The sequence below is a fragment of the Planomonospora sp. ID67723 genome (assembly GCF_015711605.1).
GTDB lineage: Bacteria > Actinomycetota > Actinomycetes > Streptosporangiales > Streptosporangiaceae > Planomonospora_A.
In genome coordinates this window covers 48,106-66,381 of record NZ_JABTEZ010000005.1, presented here as the reverse complement: position 1 = coordinate 66,381, position 18,276 = coordinate 48,106, and the positions used below count along the sequence as shown (strand labels likewise).

Genomic DNA, 18,276 nt, shown 5'->3' with positions numbered 1-18,276 from the left:
CGGCAGGATCGGTCGGCGGTCCGGCGGTTGACGGCTGGGGAACCCGCTGGAAACAATCGACACACCCCAATCGTGGGAGCGCTCCCACGCGGTCGTGTCACACCCGAAGGAACCCCCTGTGATCAGACCCCCCACCTGGCTCGCCCTCACCGCGGCCGCCGCCGTCTCCGCCGCCATGGTCGTCATGGCCCCCTTCCCCGCGGCGGCCGACGGCCCCGAGCAGATCATCAACGGCACCTTCGACAACGGCACGGCTTCCTGGTGGAGCACGGCCAACACCGCCCTGGAGGCCGACGGCGGGCGGCTGTGCGCTGACATCCCGGGCGGCACCGCCAACCCCTGGGACGTCATCGTCGGCCAGAACGACGTCGCCCTGGTCAAGGGCGAGACGTATGGATACTCGTTCTTCGGCACGGCCACCCCCGGCCGGGTCGCCAGGGCCCTGATCCAGCTTCCCGTGGACCCCTGGACCCAGTTCCTGGCGGTCAACCCCGAGCTGAGCGTGTCCGGCAACGACTACTCGTACACGTTCACCTCGCCCGTGGACCTGCCGAACGCGCAGGTGGCGTTCCAGGTCGGCGGCAGCGCGACCCCCTGGAGGTTCTGCTTGGACGACGTCTCTCTGAAGGGCGGCGCCGAACCCGACGTCTACACGCCCGACACGGGCCCCCGTGTCCGGGTGAACATGGTCGGCTACCTGCCCACCGGCCCGAAGAACGCCACCGTGGTCACCGAGAAGACCGAGGCCGTGGCCTGGAAGCTGGAGCGCGACGGGCAGTCCGTCGCCGAGGGCCTGACCGTCCCGCGCGGCGTGGACGCCAGCTCCGGCCAGAACGTGCACTCGATCGACTTCGGCTCGGTCACCGCCCCGGGCACCGGCTACACGCTCACCGCCGACGGCGAGACCAGCCGCCCGTTCGACATCGCGGCCGGCCTCTACGACGAGATGAAGACCGACGCGCTGAAGTTCTACTACACCCAGCGCAGCGGCACCGAGATCCTCGACGGCCTGCGCCCGGGGTACGGCAGGCCCGCCGGCCACGCCGGGGTCGCCCCGAACCAGGGCGACGTCGAGGTGCCCTGCCAGCCGGGCGTCTGCGACTACACGCTCGATGTCAGCGGCGGCTGGTACGACGCGGGCGACCACGGCAAGTACGTCGTCAACGGCGGCATCTCCGTGCACCAGATCATGTCCGCCTTCGAGCGCGCCAAGGCCGACGGCACGCACAAGGACGGGGACCTGGACATCCCCGAGAGCGGCAACGGCGTCCCCGACATCCTCGACGAGGCCCGCTGGGAGCAGGAGTTCCTGCTGAGCATGCAGGTCCCCGACGGCAAGCCGCACGCCGGGATGGCCCACCACAAGATCCACGACGCCGCCTGGACCGGCCTGCCGCTCCTGCCCCATCTCGACCCGCAGAAGCGCGAGCTGCACCCGGTCTCCACCGCCGCCACCCTCAACCTGGCCGCCACCGCCGCCCAGGCGGCCCGGCTCTTCGCGCCGTACGACGCCGAGTTCGCCGCCAGGAACCTCACGGCGGCGAAGAAGGCGTGGGCCGCGGCCAAGGCCGACCCGGCCCGCTACGCCGATCCGGCCGACGGCACGGGCGGCGGCGCCTACCCCGACAACGACGTGACCGACGAGTTCTACTGGGCCGCCGCGGAGCTCTACATCACCACCGGCGAGAAGGAGTTCAAGGAGTTCGTCCTGGCCTCCCCGCACCACACCGCCGACATCTGGCTCGACCGGGGCTTCGACTGGGGCCACACCGCCCAGCTCGGCCGGCTCCAGCTCGCGACCGTGCCCAACGCCCTGCCCGACCGGGCGCGGGTGCGCCAGTCGGTGCTCGAGGGTGCGGACAAGTATCTCGCCGTGCAGAAGGCCCACCCGTACGGCCTGCCGTACAACCCGCCGGACTTCGACTGGGGCTCCAACAACCTGGTCCTCAACAACATGGTCGTGATGGCCGTCGCGCACGACATCAGCGGCGCCGCGAAGTATCGTGACGGCGTGCTGGAGGGCATGGACTACATCCTCGGCCGCAACGCGCTCAACCAGTCCTACGTGACCGGCTACGGCGAGGTGGCGTCCAAGAACCAGCACAGCCGGTGGTACGCCCGCCAGCTCGACCCCGGCCTGCCGAACCCCCCGAAGGGCACCCTGTCCGGCGGCCCCAACTCCGCCATCCAGGACCCGGTCGCCCAGGCCAAGCTCCAGGGATGCAAGCCGCAGTTCTGCTACATCGACGACATCGAGTCGTGGTCCACCAACGAGCTGACCATCAACTGGAACTCGCCGCTGTCCTGGATCGCGTCCTTCCTCGCCGACCCCCTCCCGGCGGCCGACGTCAAGGTCGCCTACGTCAACCACGGCCAATGGCCGGACGGGTTCAACACCCAGATCACCATCACCAACACCGGCGAGAAGGCGATCGAGGGCTGGACGCTGAGGTGGTCCTTCCTCGGCGGCCAGCAGGTGCGCAGGCACTGGAGCGCCGAACTGTCCCAGGACGGCGCGACCGTGACGGCGAAGAACCTGGACTTCAACCGGGTCATCAAGCCAGGCCGCTCGGTCACCTTCGGCTTCATCGGCGCCGACGCGCCCGGCCCCAACCCCAAGCCGGAGCGCTTCATCCTCAACGGCGCCCTCAGCCGCTGACCCCGAGGGGGACCTTCGCCGGTGCCCGCCCCGGGGGGGGCGCGGACGGGCACCGGCAGCAGGCTCTACGAAATCAGCTGATCGGCAAAATTTATCGACTCGATCATGTAATTTACGGAAATTTCCCAACCTGTCGGACATCGCCCTCACCTCTGTACCACCATGACTCCCACCTGAAAGCAATGAGGTCGGAGGTTCCATTGGTGTGGAAGAGAAGAACTCACCAGGTCGTGACCGGGCGGGTGAGCCGGCCCGCCCGCGGGGGACGGATCACAGGGGGGTCTCCCGATCCCGGCGGTCCGGCGCATCCGGAGCGCCCAGAACGCCGGGGGCGTCCGGGACGCCCGCGGGCGCGGGGCGCGAGCGCCGTACTGGCCGCCGCCGTCCTGTTGTGGCCCGCGACGGGCGCCGCGGCATCCGCCGCACCCGGGATGTCCGAGGCCGCCGGAGGACCCCGGACGGGAACCGCGCAGGCCCCCGCCGAGCTGCTGAAGAACCCCGGATTCGAGGGTGAGCACACCGGGACGGCCCCGGGCTGGCGACCCAACTCCTGGGGGACCCCCGCGCCGAAGGCGCGCTTCAGCCCGGACGGGGAGGAGGCCCACGGCGGGCAGCGGGCCCAGCGGTTCCAGGTCGACGCCGAGCCGGGCCGGGTCCACCTGACGCAGGCGCACCGGTTCACCGGCGGGCGAACCTACAGGGCGAGCATCTGGGTGAAGGCCGTCTCCCCCGTGTCGGTCACCCTGCAGATGCGCAGCGACGACTTCAAGAAGGACTTCTACCAGGCGTTCGCCGTCCACACGACGCGGGCCGGCACCGGATGGCAGCAGATCGAGGCCACCGGGACCGCACCGCACGACATGTCCGGCTCGTTCAGGATCTTCCTCGGCGGAACCGGCACCGTCCTCGTGGACGACGCGAGCCTGACCGAGGTCTCCTCCTCCGGGACGCCCGACCTCCTTCCCGCCGAGGGGCCCGTCCCCGCCGACTACTTCGGCATGCACATGCTCTGCCGGGGCTGCTACGGCAACAGCTGGCCGTCCATCGGATTCGGCCTGTGGCGGATGTGGGACAACGGGGTGCGCTGGCGCGACCTCGAACCCCGCAAGGGCAAGTGGAACTTCAAGATGATGAACTACTTCATGAAGTCCGCCGCCGACAACGACGTCTCCGTCCTCTACACGCTGGGCTCGCCCCCGTCGTGGGCCGCCTCCAACCAGAAGGCCGGCGCCTACGGCCCGGGAAGCGCCGCCATGCCCAAGGACATCGAGGACTGGCGGCGCTACGTGCGCGAGGTGGCCACCCGCTACAAGGGCCGCATCCAGATGTACGAGATGTGGAACGAGCCGGACTACGCCAAGTTCTGGAACGGCACCCCCGCCCAGCTCGCCGAGCTGACCCGCGTCGCGGCCGAGGAGATCGGCAAGGCCGACCCCGCCGCGAAGATCGTCTCGCCCGGCATCACCACCAACGGCCTGAACTGGCTCGACGCGTACTTCGCCGCGGGCGCGGGCAAGCACGTCGACGTCGTCGGGTCGCACATCTACTTCGGCCTCCGTCCGGAGGGCGTCCTGCCCCGGATCAGGAACGTCCGGAAGATCATGAAGGCCCACGGGCTCGGCGGGCTTCCCCTCCGGGTCACCGAGGGCGCGCCGATGGGCCGCACCTCCGTCTCCGGCCCGGCCGAGGGCGCGGCCTCCCGCGCGCTGGCGCTGTTCTGGGCGTACGGCGTGTCCGGCTTCGACTGGTACACCTGGGACCGCCACGGAGACCAGGTCCTCGACCTGGCCGAGCCGGACAACCGGACGCCCTCCAGGGTGGGCCGGGCCTACGCCCGGACCGTCGGCTGGCTGCGCGGCGCCCGGATGACCGGCCACACGGTGGACGGCGCGGGCACGCACGTGGTCACGCTCGCCCGGTCCGGCGGCTACACGGCTCAGATGGTCTGGAACGAGCGTGCCGTCACGACCTTCAAGGTGCCCTCCGGCTGGCGGGTCGAGCGCTGGGCGCCCCTGACCGGCAAGCCGCGGACGTCCTCGCCCACCGTCGTCAACGTGGGCGGGAAGCCGGTCTTCATGGAGAGCGGCATCCGCCCGTGACCGGCCGCGGGGACGGCGGGGCCCTAAACTGGCGTCCGTGATCGAGGACATCTGGGTGGACCCCGCCGTCGCCGCGCTCAGGCCGGACTTCGCGGTGCTGGCCGTGTGCGTGTACGGCCTGCGCAACGGCCCGACGGACGACAGGTCCCGGGCCTGGCTGGCCGAGGCCGCGGAGAAGGCCGTGGCGGTCGAGGACCCGAAGGTCGAGGCGTGGCGGGAGGCCTACCGGGCGTTCGGCGCCAAACCGCAGCGGACCCGGCCGTCGGTGGACGCGCTGGTACGGCGGATGCCCCTGCCGGAGATCAACCTCGTGGTCGACGCCTACAACGCGATCAGCGTCCGGCACGGCCTGCCGATCGGCGGCGAGGACCTGGCCCACTACGAGGGCGCGGCCAGGCTGGTCCGGGCGGCCGGGGACGAGCCGTTCGAGGTCGTCGAGAAGGGCGAGCCCGCGGTCGACCACCCGGAGAGCGGCGAGGTGGTCTGGCGCGACGACCGGGGCGTCACCTGCCGCCGGTGGAACTGGCGGCAGTGCGTGCGGACCCGGATCACCGAGGAGACCGTGGACGCGCTGTTCCTGCTGGAGCGGCTGGAGCCCATGTCCCCGGAGGAGCTGAGGGCCGCGGGCGACGAGCTGGCCGCACTGCTGGAGGAGATCACCCCCGGCGTCCGGATCGAGTCTCGGCTCGTCACCGCCGGCTGAACGGGCACGGGCCGTCAGGCGCGGGCGCCGCACCGGGACGGACCGGCGGGGCCCGCTCCCGCCTTCGGTGACCGCCCGCCGAACGATCCGTGAACGTGTGATTGCTCACCCTGGATCACGGGTGCTCGCCCACCCTGATCAGGGTGAGCATGGCCGTACCCTCCGGACAGCCCCCCGGAGGGTGACCGGTTTGAGCGACTCTGAGAGGATCGTTTGGGGGCCTGCGGCCAGACTGGCGCGGGCCCAGGTCCAGGAGAGTAGCCTTGGACAGGTTCTCTATCATCAACGCCGATCTGCGGAAGAGGGCGATTTCCGCCGTGTCGTCTGAGTCGTCGCGGACAAACCCGCTGGCAGCCTTTGGTCAAAACGAATGGCTTGTCGACGAGCTGTACCAGAAGTACCTCCAGGATCCCGAGTCCGTGGACCGCGCCTGGTGGAACTTCTTCGCTGACTACACCCCTGATTCCGGGTCCGGCAGAGCCGCGGCCCAGGGAGCGGCCACCGCCGCGCCCCCGACACCCGCCACGGCCCCGGCAACTCCGGCCGCCGCGACGACCACCCCCACAGCGCCGAAGGCCGAGGCAGCCCCGGCGGACAAGCCCAAGCAGGAGACGCAGTTGCCCGCCGGTGCCGAGGAAGTACGACTCCGTGGCGCGGCCGCCAGGACAGCGGCCAACATGGAGGCCAGCCTCGTGGTCCCGACGGCGACCAGCGTGCGCGCCGTTCCGGCGAAGCTGCTCATCGACAACCGCATCGTGATCAACAACCACCTGTCCCGCGGCCGCGGCGGCAAGGTGTCGTTCACGCACCTCATCGGGTTCGCGGTCGTCAAGGCCCTCAAGGCCCTGCCGGAGATGAACCACTCCTACGCCGAGGTCGACGGCAAGCCGGTGCTGGTCAAGCCCGAGCACGTCAACCTCGGCCTGGCCATCGACATCCAGAAGGGCGACACCCGCCAGCTCCTGGTCCCGTCGATCAAGGCCTGTGAGGAGATGGACTTCCGCCAGTTCTGGGTCGCGTACGAGGACATCGTGCGCAAGGCCCGGGCGGGCAAGCTCGGCGTCGACGACTTCGCGGGCACCTCGATCTCGCTGACCAACCCGGGCACGATCGGCACCGTGCACTCGGTGCCGCGTCTGATGCAGGGCCAGGGCGCGATCATCGGCGTGGGCGCGATGGAGTACCCCGCCGAGTACCAGGGCGCCTCCCCCGACACGCTCTCCCGCCTGGCGGTGAGCAAGGTCATGACGCTCACCAGCACCTACGACCACCGGATCATCCAGGGCGCCCAGTCGGGCGACTTCCTGCGCCAGATCCACCGGTTGCTGCTGGGCGAGGACGGATTCTACGACGAGATCTTCGAGGCGCTGCGGATCCCCTACGAGCCGGTCCGCTGGGTCCAGGACATCTCGACCACGCACGACGACGACGTGGCCAAGTCCGCCCGCGTCATCGAGCTGATCCACGCCTTCCGGGTCCGCGGCCACCTGATGGCCGACACCGACCCGCTCGAGTACAAGCAGCGCAAGCACCCCGACCTCGACATCAAGTCGCACGGGCTGACCCTGTGGGACCTGGAGCGCGAGTTCGCCACCGGCGGCTTCGGCGGCCGTCCCCTGATGAAGCTGCGCGAGATCCTCGGCGTGCTGCGCGACTCCTACTGCCGCACCATCGGCGTCGAGTACATGCACATGCAGAACCCCGAGGAGCGGGCCTGGATCCAGGCGCGGGTGGAGCGCCCGCACGCCAAGCCCGACCGCGAGGAGCAGCTGCGCGTCCTGGAGCGGCTCAACACCGCCGAGGCGTTCGAGACGTTCCTGCAGACCAAGTTCGTCGGCCAGAAGCGCTTCTCGCTGGAGGGCGGCGAGTCGCTGATCCCGCTGCTCGACTCGGTGCTCTGCGCCGCCGCCCAGGACCAGCTCGACGAGGCCGTCATCGGCATGGCCCACCGCGGCCGGCTCAACGTGCTGGCCAACATCGTGGGCAAGTCCTACGGCCAGATCTTCGGTGAGTTCGAGGGCAACATCGACCCGCGCAGCTCCCACGGCTCCGGCGACGTCAAGTACCACCTGGGCGCCACCGGCGACTTCGTCTCGCCCGACGGATCCAAGATCAAGGCCTCCGTCGTGGCCAACCCCTCCCACCTGGAGACGGTCGACCCGGTCCTGGAGGGCGTGGTCCGCGCCAAGCAGGACCTGCTGGAGCGCGGCGAGGAGGGCTTCACCGTCCTGCCCGTGCTCGTGCACGGCGACGCGGCCTTCGCCGGACAGGGCGTGGTGGCCGAGACGCTGAACCTCTCGCAGCTGCGCGGCTACCGCACCGGCGGCACCGTGCACATCGTGGTCAACAACCAGGTCGGTTTCACCACCTCGCCCGCCTCGTCGCGCAGCTCCGTCTACGCCACCGACGTGGCCCGGATGATCCAGGCCCCGATCTTCCACGTCAACGGGGACGACCCCGAGGCCGTGGTCCGGGTCGGCCGGCTGGCGTTCGAGTACCGCCAGGCGTTCCGCAAGGACGTCGTGATCGACCTGATCTGCTACCGGCGCCGCGGTCACAACGAGGCCGACAACCCGAGCTTCACCCAGCCGCTGATGTACGACCTGATCGACGCCAAGCGCTCCACCCGCAAGCTCTACACCGAGGCGCTGATCGGCCGGGGCGACATCACGGTGGAGGAGGCCGAGAGCGCGCTGCGCGACTACCAGGCCAAGCTGGAGAACGCCTTCGCCGAGACCCGCGAGGCGATCAGGGAGCACACCGGCGAGTTCCACCGTCCGGCCGACCTGGAGGCCATCCCCTGGTCGCACGAGGACACGCCGACCGGCGTCTCCGAGGAGACCGTCAAGCGGATCGTCGACACCCAGCTCAACCTGCCGGAGGGCTTCACCGTCCACCCGCGCCTGCTCCCGGTGATCCAGCGCCGCGGTCAGATGGTCGCCGAGGACCGCATCGACTGGGGCATGGGCGAGACCCTGGCCTTCGGCTCGCTGCTGATCGACGGCCACCCGGTCCGGCTGGTCGGCCAGGACTCCCGGCGCGGCACCTTCGTCCAGCGGCACGCCGTGCTGGTGGACCGGGTCACCGGCGCCGAGCACACCCCGCTCAAGACCTTCAACGAGGGCACGACGAAGTTCTACGTCTACGACTCGCTGCTGAGCGAGTACGCCGCGCTCGGCTTCGAGTACGGCTACAGCGTGGAGCGTCCCGAGGCCCTGGTCTGCTGGGAGGCGCAGTTCGGCGACTTCGTCAACGGCGCCCAGTCCGTCATCGACGAGTACATCACCGCGGGCGAGCAGAAGTGGGGCCAGCGCTCCGGCGTCACCCTGCTGCTGCCGCACGGCTACGAGGGCCAGGGCCCCGACCACTCCTCGGCCCGCATCGAGCGCTTCCTGCAGATGTGCGCCCAGGACAACATGACCGTGGCCCAGCCGACCCTGCCGGCCAACTACTTCCACCTGCTGCGCTGGCAGACGAAGTCGAACCGGCACCGCCCGCTGGTGGTCTTCACGCCCAAGTCGCTGCTGCGGCACAAGGCGGCGGTCTCGGCGGTCTCCGAGTTCACCTCGGGCTCGTTCAAGCCGGTGCTGGGGGACACCACGGTGAACCCCGCGGAGGTCCGCAAGGTCGTGCTCTGCTCCGGCAAGATCTACTACGACCTCGCCTCGGCCCGGGAGAAGCAGGGCCGTACCGACGTGGCGATCGTCCGCCTGGAGCGGCTCTACCCGTTCCCGGCCAACCCGCTCGCCACGGAGCTGGCCCGGTACGGCGACGGGGTCGAGCTGATCTGGGCGCAGGACGAGCCGGCCAACATGGGCCCGTGGCCGTTCCTGACGCTCAGGATGGCCGAGCGGTCCGACACGTTCGGCGGCCGTCCGGTCAAGCGGGTCTCCCGCAGGGCCAACTCGTCCCCGGCGACCGGCTCGCACTCCGCGCACGAGGCCGAGCTGGCCCAGATCCTCGACGAGGTCTACGCCTGACCCTCTGATCACCAGGTGGTCACCGGCGCCGGAGGTCCCCCGCAGGAACGCCTGCGGGGGACCTCCGCGTTATCCACCAAGAACGACCAGGAAATTCACGACAGGGAGAACGATGTACTTCACCGATCGGGGTATCGAGGAACTGGTCACCCGCCGCGGCGAGGAAGAGGTCACCATGACCTGGCTCGCCGAGCGGCTGCGCGAGTTCGTGGACCTGAACCCCGAGTTCGAGACCCCGGTGGAGCGGCTGGCCACCTGGCTGGCGCGGCTCGACGACGAGGACGAGTGACCCGGGCGTCGCGACCCGCTGACGCGACATATCTTGACCTTCCCCACGACACGACATATCGTGTTTCTACAAGGAGGTCGCCGACATGCGTCAATGGACCATCGACAAGCCCGAGCAGCTCACCTTCGACGGGGTGCGCAGGCTGAACGTGCGGGTGGTGGCGGGCAAGCTGGCCGTGCTGGCCAGCGAGGGCCCGCCCAGCCTGGAGGTCGCCGAGGTCGGCGATCCGCCCCTCATCGTGACCCACGATGAGGACGGCACGCTCACGGTCGCCTACAAGGACCTGACCTGGGACGGCCTGCTCGGCTGGCTCCGCCCCGGCCGGCGCCGGACCGTGCTCACGCTGACCGTCCCGAAGGACTGCCCGGTCAACGCCGGAGTGGTCTCCGCCTCGGCCGTGGTCGCCGGCTTCGAGGCCCGCACCTCGGTCAAGAGCGTCTCCGGCGAGATCGTGCTCGACGGGGTGAGCGGAGAGGTCCAGGCCGACACCGTCTCCGGCGCGGTGGAGAGCCGCGGCCTCGTCGGCGACCTGTCGTTCAAGAGCGTCTCGGGTGAGCTGACCGTGGCCCGGGGCACGCCCCGCCGGCTGAAGGCCACCACGGTCTCCGGCCGGATCACCGCCGACCTCGACCTCCCGCCGACCGGGCACGTCACGCTGAACAGCGTCTCGGGCGAGATCGTGGTACGGCTCCCGCACGAGGTGGAGACGGACGTGACGATCCGCTCCACCTCGGGAAGGATCAGCACGGGTTTCTCCGAACTCGGCCACTCGAGCCAGCCGGGCCTGAAAACTGTGTCCGGCCGGATCGGCGGAGGCATGGCGTCCCTGACGGCCACCACCGTGTCCGCCGACGTCACGCTGCTGAGAGGAGAGCCGGCATGAACGAGCACACCGGAGGGCGCGGCGCCGCCCCGACGGATGGAGAGACCCCATGAGCCCCGTTTTCGGGCACGGACGGCTCCGGCTGTACCTGCTCAAGCTCCTGGACGAGAGCCCCCGGCACGGCTACGAGGTGATCCGGCTGCTCCAGGACCGCTTCCTGGGCGTCTACTCCCCCTCGCCGGGCACGGTCTACCCGCGCCTGGCCCGGCTGGAGGAGGAGGGGCTGGTCACCCACGAGGTCTCGGAGGGCAAGAAGGTCTTCTCCCTCACCGACCGGGGCCGGGCCGAGCTGAACGACCGCCTGGACGAGCTGGCCGAGCTGGAGCAGGAGATCTCCGACTCCGTCCGCGACATCGCCCGCGAGGTCAAGGAGGACGTGCGCGACACGGTCCGGTCCCTGCGCGAGGAGCTCACCCAGATGGCCCGGGACGTACGCCGCAGCGGCAGGGAGGAGGAGCGCGGGGCCAGGGAGGACTTCCGGCGGGCCCGGCAGGAGTACACGACCGAGTGGCAGCGGCACAAGCACGAGTGGAAGCACGAGGCCGACCGGTGGAAGCACGAGTGGAAGCGCATCTGGGCCGAGGGCTTCGTCGGGCAGGGGTCGCCCGACTGTGACGCCAGGCTCGGGCAGATGCTGGCCGAGTTCGCCGAGGAGGTCCGGGGGGACGCGGCGCGCGGGCAGGTGACCGAGGAGACCCTCGCCACCGCGCAGGACGCCCTGTACGACGCCGCCCGCCGGATCAGAGACGCCCTGCGATGATCCTCCTGTACGGACCGCGCCCGCCCCTCCTCCGGCCGGGGTCCGCACCCCGCGCGCCCGGGCCGGCCGTACCCCCGGAGAGCCGGGGGAGGAGCCCCCAGGACCCGGCCGGCGACCCGGCCCCGGAACCGGACCACGCCCGCCCGGAACCGCCGGGCGCGTGCGCCGGGGCACGGCCCGCCGCCTCCCCCCGGGCCCGGGTCACACGGTGAAAACGATCTTTCCGAAGACGTCGCCCCCGTGCATCGCCGCGAACCCGTCGCGGGACTCGGCCAGCGGGAGCGTCCGGTCGATCACCGGGCGCAGGCCGGTCTGCTCCAGGAAGCGGGCGAGCCTGGCCAGCTGGTCCCGGGTGCCCATGGTGGAGCCGACCACCGAGAGCTGGAGGAAGAAGACCCGGTTCAGGTCGGCCGGGGGGACCGCGCCGCTGGTCGCGCCGGAGACCACGATCCGCCCGCCCGGCCTCAGCGACTTGAGCGAATGGTCCCAGGTGGCCTGGCCGACGGTCTCCAGCACCGCGTCCACCCGCTCGGGCAGCCGGGCTCCGCTGGCGAAGACCTGGTCGGCGCCGAGCTCCAGGGCACGCGCCCGCTTCTCCTCCGACCGGCTGGTGGCCCAGACGCGGTAGCCGCCGGCCCTGCCCAGCGCGATCAGCGCGGTGGCCACCCCGCCGCCCGCTCCCTGGACCAGCACGGTCGACCCCGGCTCCAGACCGGCCTTCTCGAACAGCATCCGGTAGGCGGTCAGCCACGCCGTGGGCAGGCAGGCGGCCTCCTCGAAGCTGAGCGCGGCGGGCTTGGCCACGAGGTTGCGCCGGGGAACGGCCACCCGCTCGGCGAAGGTGCCGTCGTGCGTCTCCGAGAGCAGGGAGCGCTTCGGGTCGAGCGTCTCGTCGGCCCCGGTGCCGATCACCGAGTGCACGATGACCTCGTTGCCGTCCTCGTCGAACCCGGCGGCGTCACAGCCGAGCACGATGGGGAGCCGGTCCTGGCGGATGCCGACGCCCTTGAGGGTCCACAGGTCGTGGTGGTTGAGCGCGGCTGCCTTCACCGTGACGGTGGTCCAGCCGTCCGGAACCTCGGGCTCGGGGTGCTCGCCGAGCGTCAGCCCGGCGAGGGGGTTGTCGGGATCGGTCTGCGTTGCGGTTACGGCGAACATGGCCGCACCCTACGCTCTCGTCCGGCGGGGGCCGCGACCAGCCCCGCACCGGCCTACTTCGCGGGCTTCACCCGGACGCCCTCGATGATCGGCTGCACCAGGAGCGGGTTTCCGGCGACGGCGACGTAGAACCCGTTCTGGCACCGCTCGGCGGAGAAGCGGCCGCGCCGCTGGATCACGGCCAGCTCGATCTTCCCCACGTCGCAGTCCGGGATCGGCGCGATCACTATCAGCGTCTCCCGGACGCTGCCGAACCAGAGCTGCGGCCCGGACTGCTCGCCCCGGAACGCCTGGCCCGGCCCGGCCAGCCGGACGGGATGCCGGGCGGAGAGCACCAGGTAGCCGTCCTTGGTCACCTTGCCCCGCAGATTCTCCGCCCAGAGCATGCGCTGCTCGAAGGTCATGCCCCGCGGGTTGTCGCGCAACGCCATCACCCAGCGGCCGAACTCGAACAGCATGGTCTGGCCGACGGCCGGGCCCTCGGCAGGCCAGAGCGTGACCCGGTCGTTCAGCTCCCGGATCATGGGCCGTCCCTCGGAGACCTCGGCCACCCCGCTGTAGGGCGCCTCCAACTGGCGGAAGACGCCGATGTATCCGTCCAGCCAGGCGCCCTGGACCGGGCGCACGCCCATCTCGGCGAGGCCGAGCTTGTCCGGGTAGCCGACCTCGGCCCTGGTCCCGTCGGGGAAGACGACGTCGACGAACTCCTCGCCGCCGCGGCGCCGTACCTCGGGTCTCAGGACGTTGGGCTCCTGCCTGGCGAAGGTGGCGGTCGGCTGGGGGACGAGGGTCGGGGACGGCTCGGCGGTCCGGACGGGCTCCCTGCTGGCCAGCAGGCTGATCACCGGGACGGCCACGAGCACGGCCAGGACCGCGACCCCGACCCAGCGTCGGGGTCCCCTGGGCTCTTCGGCCTCGATGATGTCTTGCGGACCACCGACCACGTCTCGGCGCCTCCCGCGGGCATTGGCTTTCGCCCATCTTCGGCGCACGGGCCCCGGGGATCCATGCCCGGCCGGTCACGAATTCGGATCGGTACGTCATCGCTTCGGTACGGCGTCGCTTCGGTACGGCGTCGCTTCAGTACGGCGTCGCTCGCCCCGGGACTCCTCCCGCTCGCCCGCCCGCGGCGCTCACCGCCCGAACCCCTCGCCGCCGGAGGACGGCTGGGGACGCCGGGGCCGGGACGTCAGTACGTCGCGACGTTCACCGGGCCGTCGGGGACGAGGCGGACCTCACGGCCGACGAGTTCGGCCGCCTCGGCCTCGGCGATCAGGCCGGGGTCCCGGACGTGGGCGTGGGCGCGGGCCCTGCCGGGCAGGTCCACGACGAGGATCCCGCGCTCGGCCCCGCCGTCCCGCCCGTGCGCGACGGTGTACCCGGCCACGGTCGCCGTCCCCTCGTAGAGGCCCGCGATCGGCACGGGCTCGGCGGTGTGCACCGGTCCGGCGGCGTTCCGCAGCCCGGCGAGCCCGGCGCCCGTCCCGTTCCCGGAACCGCCGCCGGGCCCCGCGCCGAAGGCCTCGCCCGGCTCGGTGGACCAGACGGCGTAGGTGTGCTTGGTCAGGTGCATCCCCACCCCGGTGACCAGGCCGTGCCCCGGAGCGGCGCGCAGGCGCTCGGCCATCGCCGCGGTGGAGTGCAGGACGTAGACGCTCACCGGCGCCCCGGCGTACGGCAGGCCGCCGGTGACCGTCAGCCCCCTGGGGTCCAGCGGGTCGATGCCCGTCGCGGCGCAGGCGGCGCGCAGCGCGACCGCGAAGCAGCTGTAGAGGTCCAGCGCGCCGAGGTCGTCCGCCCCCAGGCCGGCCCGGGCGAAGGCGTGCCGGGCGGCGGCCGCCATGGCCGGGGAGGCGCCCATGACCGGCCGGGCGGCGACCTCCCAGGTGTCCTCCGCGTAGGCCCAGCCGCGCAGGTAGATCCGCCGGTCCCGGGCGATCCCGAGCCGGTCGGCGAGCCCGGTGCTGACCATGATCGCGGCGGCGGCCTGGTCCACCTCGGCGAGCGCCACGGTCCTGCGGGTGTACGGCCAGCCGACGAACCGGTTGTCCGCCGAGGGGGTGACGAGCTCCTCCGGCGTGCGGGCGGCCCGGCTCCAGGCGTGCGGGTTGGCCGCGGCGACCCGGGTCATCGGGGCCATCATCCGGCCTCTGCGGCGGAACTCGTCCTCGACGGACTCCCCCGCCGCGGCGCGGCGCGCGGTCTCCATGATCGGGTAGGTGTGCACGGGCAGGAAGAGCTCGTGGGCCAGTTCGTCCGGGTGCGGCGGGCGCTCCCAGCCGTAGGGCGGCTTGGGGTGGGCCCGGTGGCTCCAGGCGGGACGCTCGCCCGCCCTGCGCAGCACCTTGCGGGTGGCGAGCGCCTCCGCTCCGGCGACCAGCGCGGCGTCCATCTCCCCCGCGGCGATCGCGGCGGCGGCCGTACCGAGGAGGGTCTGCGGGGCCGTGCCGCTCACCGTGGAGTAGACGCGGTGGCGGGGATCGGCCTTGAGCCGCTCGGCGAGCCGGGCCGCGGGGTCGTCGTACTGCCAGGACTCGGTGTAGACGACCTGGACGGAGTCGAGACGCTCCAGCAGACCGGGGACCCCGGCGTCGGCGGCGGCCTCCCGGGCGGCCAGCTCCCACAGGTCCAGTGGTTCGGGGCCCGGCTGGTCGCGGACGGTGTGCTGGGCGACGCCGACGAGGCAGGGGGTCCGAGGGTCCAGGCTCATGCGGACATAGAACCAGAACATGATTCGGTTTACCAGCCCGGAGTTTCGCAAGTTATCCGAGGAACCGTTGAGTGTGATTGTTTCCGGTGTTGCCAGGGATATCCGAGAGCATGCCGTACCATAGCCCTGAACTGCGACGATGCTTATCCGTTAAATGATAACCGGAGGTTATTTCAATAACAGGATCGCATCGACCGGAACCGTCCCAGACTTTTTCGCGTCAATTCCTGGCCGAGCGGTTGATCCATTCAGTAGCGTTCCGATCGTTTTCCTGGCGACGGGAAGTCCCGCCCGCCGCCAAGAACGAGAGGAGCTCCATTGAATTCCCGAGCACGGCGCCTCACGATCCCCCTCACCGGCCTCTTCATGATCGCCGGAGTGATGGGCGCCACCAGCACCGGCGCGAGCGCCACCGCGGCCCCCGACGACGTGGTCACCTCGGCCGCGTCGGAGTCGGCCTCCCAGGCCACCTCCTTCTGGTCGCCGGAGCGCATGCGCAAGGCCAGCGACGCGACCGGCGACATCGACCTGAGCGTCAGGGGCGGCAAGGCGTCCCCGGCCGCGGGCCCCGACGGCAAGCCCGGGTCGGTCCCCCCGATCGGCCAGGAGGGCGGCAAGTCGCCCAGGAGCAAGCAGGTCAACCTGCCCAACACCGTCGGCCGGGTCTTCTTCACCCTGCCCGGCGCCAACCCCATGGACCCGAAGAGCTGGAAGTACTGCTCCGGCAGCTCGGTCCAGGGCAAGTACCGCAACGTGGTCGCCACCTCGGCCCACTGCGTGTACGACGTGAAGACCAACCAGTTCTACGACAACTGGATCTTCATCCCGTCCTACTGGGACGGCGACCGGGCGTGGGACGGCAAGAACCCCTACGGCATCTACGCCGCCCAGACGTTCAACGCGCACGACGACTTCGTCGTGAAGGAGGACTACGACTTCGACTACGCGTTCGTCAACGTGCACTCCGGCTTCAAGGTGAAGTGGGAGAAGGGCACCGACGGCAAGTGGAAGCCGGTCTTCACGAACGTCGGCCGGCTCGGTGACAACGTCGGCGGCCAGGGCTTCGCCTGGAACCAGAAGGTGAAGAGCAAGGTCTTCTCCTTCGGCTACCCGGCCGGGCTCCACCCCGACGGCGACAAGCCCTACACCGGCCGCACCATGAAGTGGTGCTACGGCACGACCGGCGCCATGCCGGCCGCCCCGCGCTACAACATCCAGGAGCACATCGGCTTCAAGTGCGCCTTCACCGCGGGCGCCAGCGGCGGCCCCTGGCTGCTGAAGTACAAGAACTCCAGCCGGACCGGCTACCTCGTCGGCGTCAACAGCGTCGCCTGGGACACCGACAAGAACGACCGCTACGACCGGATCTCCTCGCCGTACTTCAACAGCGACACCTACAAGGTGTACAGGGTCGCGGCCAACCGCTGGACCCGGTAGGAATGACCGACGCGCGCTGACCGCCAGGCCATTCGGTCAGCAGGGCGCCCCCGAGGGGCCCGGTCCACCCGGACCGGGCCCCTTCTCCATGCCGGAACACCACTCACACGTGTATAGGATTTACTATCCTTGTATCGTGGACGACCGCTGGGAGATCTATCATGTCAATGAGGTTCGAGACTGGCTCGACAGCCTGCGGGTGACGGATCCGGAGACCTTTGAGCTCGTCGACGACGCGATCTACACGCTGAGCCGTACCGGCCCCGCCCTCAAGCGACCCCTGGTCGGCAAGATCGAGTCTTCCCGGGTGCCTAACATGAAAGAGCTTCGCCCCGGCTCCTCAGGACGGAGTGAGGTACGGATCCTCTTCGTCTTCAATCCTTGGTGATCAGCCATTCTGCTCGTGGCGGGCGACAAGGCCGGAAACTGGCGCGGCTGGTATCGCACAGCGATTCCTCTAGCCGAGGACCGCTATGAGACTTACCTGAAGGAACGCGCGGAGGAGGACCGGCCATGAGCGGTTACAGCAAGTGGGATCGCGACGCCTACATCGAGCGGGTCGGCGGGGCTGAAGAGGCAGAGCGCAGACACCGTGCCGTTACGGCCCGCGTCGACGCCTACCGACTCGCGGAGATCCGCAAGCAGGTGGGTCTGACTCAGACCGAACTCGCCGAGCGCATGGGGGTGACGAAGGGGCGCGTCTCCCAGATCGAGCAGGGCAAAGTCTTCACAGTCGATGCCATCGCCCGCTATGTCGCAGCTCTGGGCGGGCGGCTCAATCTGATCGCCGACTTCGGGGATCACACGTACAAGGTAGGCGGCGCGGAACAGCTCAAGGCAAGCTGACCGGAGGGGCGGCGGGCATCCTTCGCCGCCCCGGCAGCAGGCAACCTCTATCTCCCCCGCCTCTCTCCCCACTTCTCTAGAAGGCGAAGACGGCGCCGGTGGCGGCGTGCATCGAGCAGGGATTGGAGAAGGTCCGCTCGAAGCGGTGGGCCTTGCCGTCCCAGTCGCCGACCGCGAGCACGGTGACCGGGTCGTACTCCATGGTGCACGCCCGATCCGCCGCCGGAGTGAGCGCGGCCGGGTCGCCTCCCGCGGCCTCCAGCTCCCGGCAGGCCTCGGCCCCCCGGGGGTGTGATCCGGAGACCGGGTTGCACCTGAGCACGACGTGCCGGGACAGCGCGAGCGGCGGCACCATCAGCAGAGACGTCTCCCCTTTCACGATGCCCAGCGTGAACGTTCTCGATCCGGCCTCCTCGGCGACCCATCCGGCCGGGTACGGCCCGTCGGATCCGAGCGAGGCCGCGGCGGCCGTACCGGACAGGACGAGGACGGCACAGCCGGCCGCGGCAAGGTAAAGCAGACGTCGCATGGAACCCCCCGATGTCGCATGACGTCGACCGTTCCAATCCTCCTCGGACCGTCTCGCGAGGGCAATCACCCGGCCCGGCGTTTCCCCAGGTCACCAAGGAGACGAAGGGAGCGGCTCTCCAGTTGATCAAGATGAGGTAGATCAGACGCCGACCCGAGGACTTCGGTTCCACAAGTTTGGCAACGAAATCATAACGGTCTTCATGAATGTCTGATTTGTGTCT

14 protein-coding genes are annotated in these 18,276 nt (G+C 70.5%); 10 read left to right on the top strand and 4 right to left on the bottom strand.

The genetic code is table 11. The features are described from left to right. Positions 1-175: 175 nt before the first annotated feature. From HS041_RS31190 to HS041_RS31160, 7 genes are all read left to right on the top strand, one after another. Entirely contained in the window at positions 176-2,659 is a 2,484-nt protein-coding gene (locus HS041_RS31190; RefSeq protein ID WP_196445046.1) for a glycoside hydrolase family 9 protein, read from the top strand. 431 nt (positions 2,660-3,090) lie between these two features. Then, entirely contained in the window at positions 3,091-4,758 is a 1,668-nt protein-coding gene (locus tag HS041_RS31185) for a GH39 family glycosyl hydrolase (RefSeq protein WP_196444453.1), read from the top strand. A gap of 37 nt (positions 4,759-4,795) precedes the next feature. Then, on the top strand, positions 4,796-5,461 hold the full coding sequence (locus tag HS041_RS31180; protein WP_196444452.1) for a B3/B4 domain-containing protein: 666 nt from the start codon (positions 4,796-4,798) through the stop codon (positions 5,459-5,461). A 317-nt stretch (positions 5,462-5,778) separates the two neighbouring features. Further along, positions 5,779-9,441 carry a multifunctional oxoglutarate decarboxylase/oxoglutarate dehydrogenase thiamine pyrophosphate-binding subunit/dihydrolipoyllysine-residue succinyltransferase subunit gene (locus HS041_RS31175; protein ID WP_196444451.1) on the top strand — a complete coding sequence of 1,221 codons (3,663 nt, stop codon included), beginning with the start codon at positions 5,779-5,781 and terminating at the stop codon, positions 9,439-9,441. A gap of 112 nt (positions 9,442-9,553) precedes the next feature. Then, a complete protein-coding gene (locus HS041_RS31170) occupies positions 9,554-9,730 on the top strand; it encodes a DUF6104 family protein (protein WP_176728604.1) in 177 nt (58 codons plus the stop codon). Positions 9,731-9,815: 85 nt separating this feature from the next. Further along, on the top strand, positions 9,816-10,613 hold the full coding sequence (locus HS041_RS31165; protein ID WP_196444450.1) for a DUF4097 family beta strand repeat-containing protein: 798 nt from the start codon (positions 9,816-9,818) through the stop codon (positions 10,611-10,613). A 49-nt stretch (positions 10,614-10,662) separates the two neighbouring features. Continuing rightward, the gene (locus tag HS041_RS31160; protein WP_196444449.1) at positions 10,663-11,373 is read left to right on the top strand and encodes a PadR family transcriptional regulator; all 711 of its coding nucleotides are present in this window, start codon (positions 10,663-10,665) and stop codon (positions 11,371-11,373) included. A gap of 201 nt (positions 11,374-11,574) precedes the next feature. On the opposite strand, the gene HS041_RS31155 is transcribed toward HS041_RS31160, so the two are convergent. The 3 genes from HS041_RS31155 to HS041_RS31145 form a co-directional block, all read right to left on the bottom strand. Further along, on the bottom strand, positions 11,575-12,531 hold the full coding sequence (locus tag HS041_RS31155) for a zinc-binding dehydrogenase (protein WP_196444448.1): 957 nt from the start codon (positions 12,529-12,531) through the stop codon (positions 11,575-11,577). Between the two features lie 53 nt (positions 12,532-12,584). Beyond that, the gene (locus HS041_RS31150; RefSeq protein WP_196444447.1) at positions 12,585-13,475 is read right to left on the bottom strand and encodes a hypothetical protein; all 891 of its coding nucleotides are present in this window, start codon (positions 13,473-13,475) and stop codon (positions 12,585-12,587) included. Positions 13,476-13,720: 245 nt separating this feature from the next. Further along, complete coding sequence (locus HS041_RS31145) at positions 13,721-15,241, bottom strand: TLP1 C-terminal extension domain-containing protein (protein WP_196444446.1); 1,521 nt, start codon at positions 15,239-15,241, stop codon at positions 13,721-13,723. Positions 15,242-15,559: 318 nt separating this feature from the next. Here HS041_RS31145 and HS041_RS31140 point away from each other — a divergent pair, with 318 nt between their 5' ends. The 3 genes from HS041_RS31140 (at position 15,560) to HS041_RS31130 (ending at position 17,524) form a co-directional block, all read left to right on the top strand. Further along, a complete protein-coding gene (locus HS041_RS31140) occupies positions 15,560-16,678 on the top strand; it encodes a trypsin-like serine peptidase (protein WP_196444445.1) in 1,119 nt (372 codons plus the stop codon). Between the two features lie 136 nt (positions 16,679-16,814). Continuing rightward, the gene (locus HS041_RS40255) at positions 16,815-17,066 is read left to right on the top strand and encodes a type II toxin-antitoxin system RelE/ParE family toxin (protein WP_307845533.1); all 252 of its coding nucleotides are present in this window, start codon (positions 16,815-16,817) and stop codon (positions 17,064-17,066) included. Positions 17,067-17,191: 125 nt separating this feature from the next. Beyond that, positions 17,192-17,524, top strand: coding sequence for a helix-turn-helix domain-containing protein (locus HS041_RS31130; RefSeq protein ID WP_196444444.1), 333 nt, complete (start codon positions 17,192-17,194; stop codon positions 17,522-17,524). A gap of 76 nt (positions 17,525-17,600) precedes the next feature. Here the strand turns inward: HS041_RS31130 and HS041_RS31125 are convergent, their stop codons facing one another. Then, positions 17,601-18,053 (bottom strand): SSI family serine proteinase inhibitor, encoded by a 453-nt coding sequence (locus HS041_RS31125; protein ID WP_196444443.1) that lies wholly within the window; start codon positions 18,051-18,053, stop codon positions 17,601-17,603. Between the last annotated feature and the right edge of the window lie 223 nt (positions 18,054-18,276).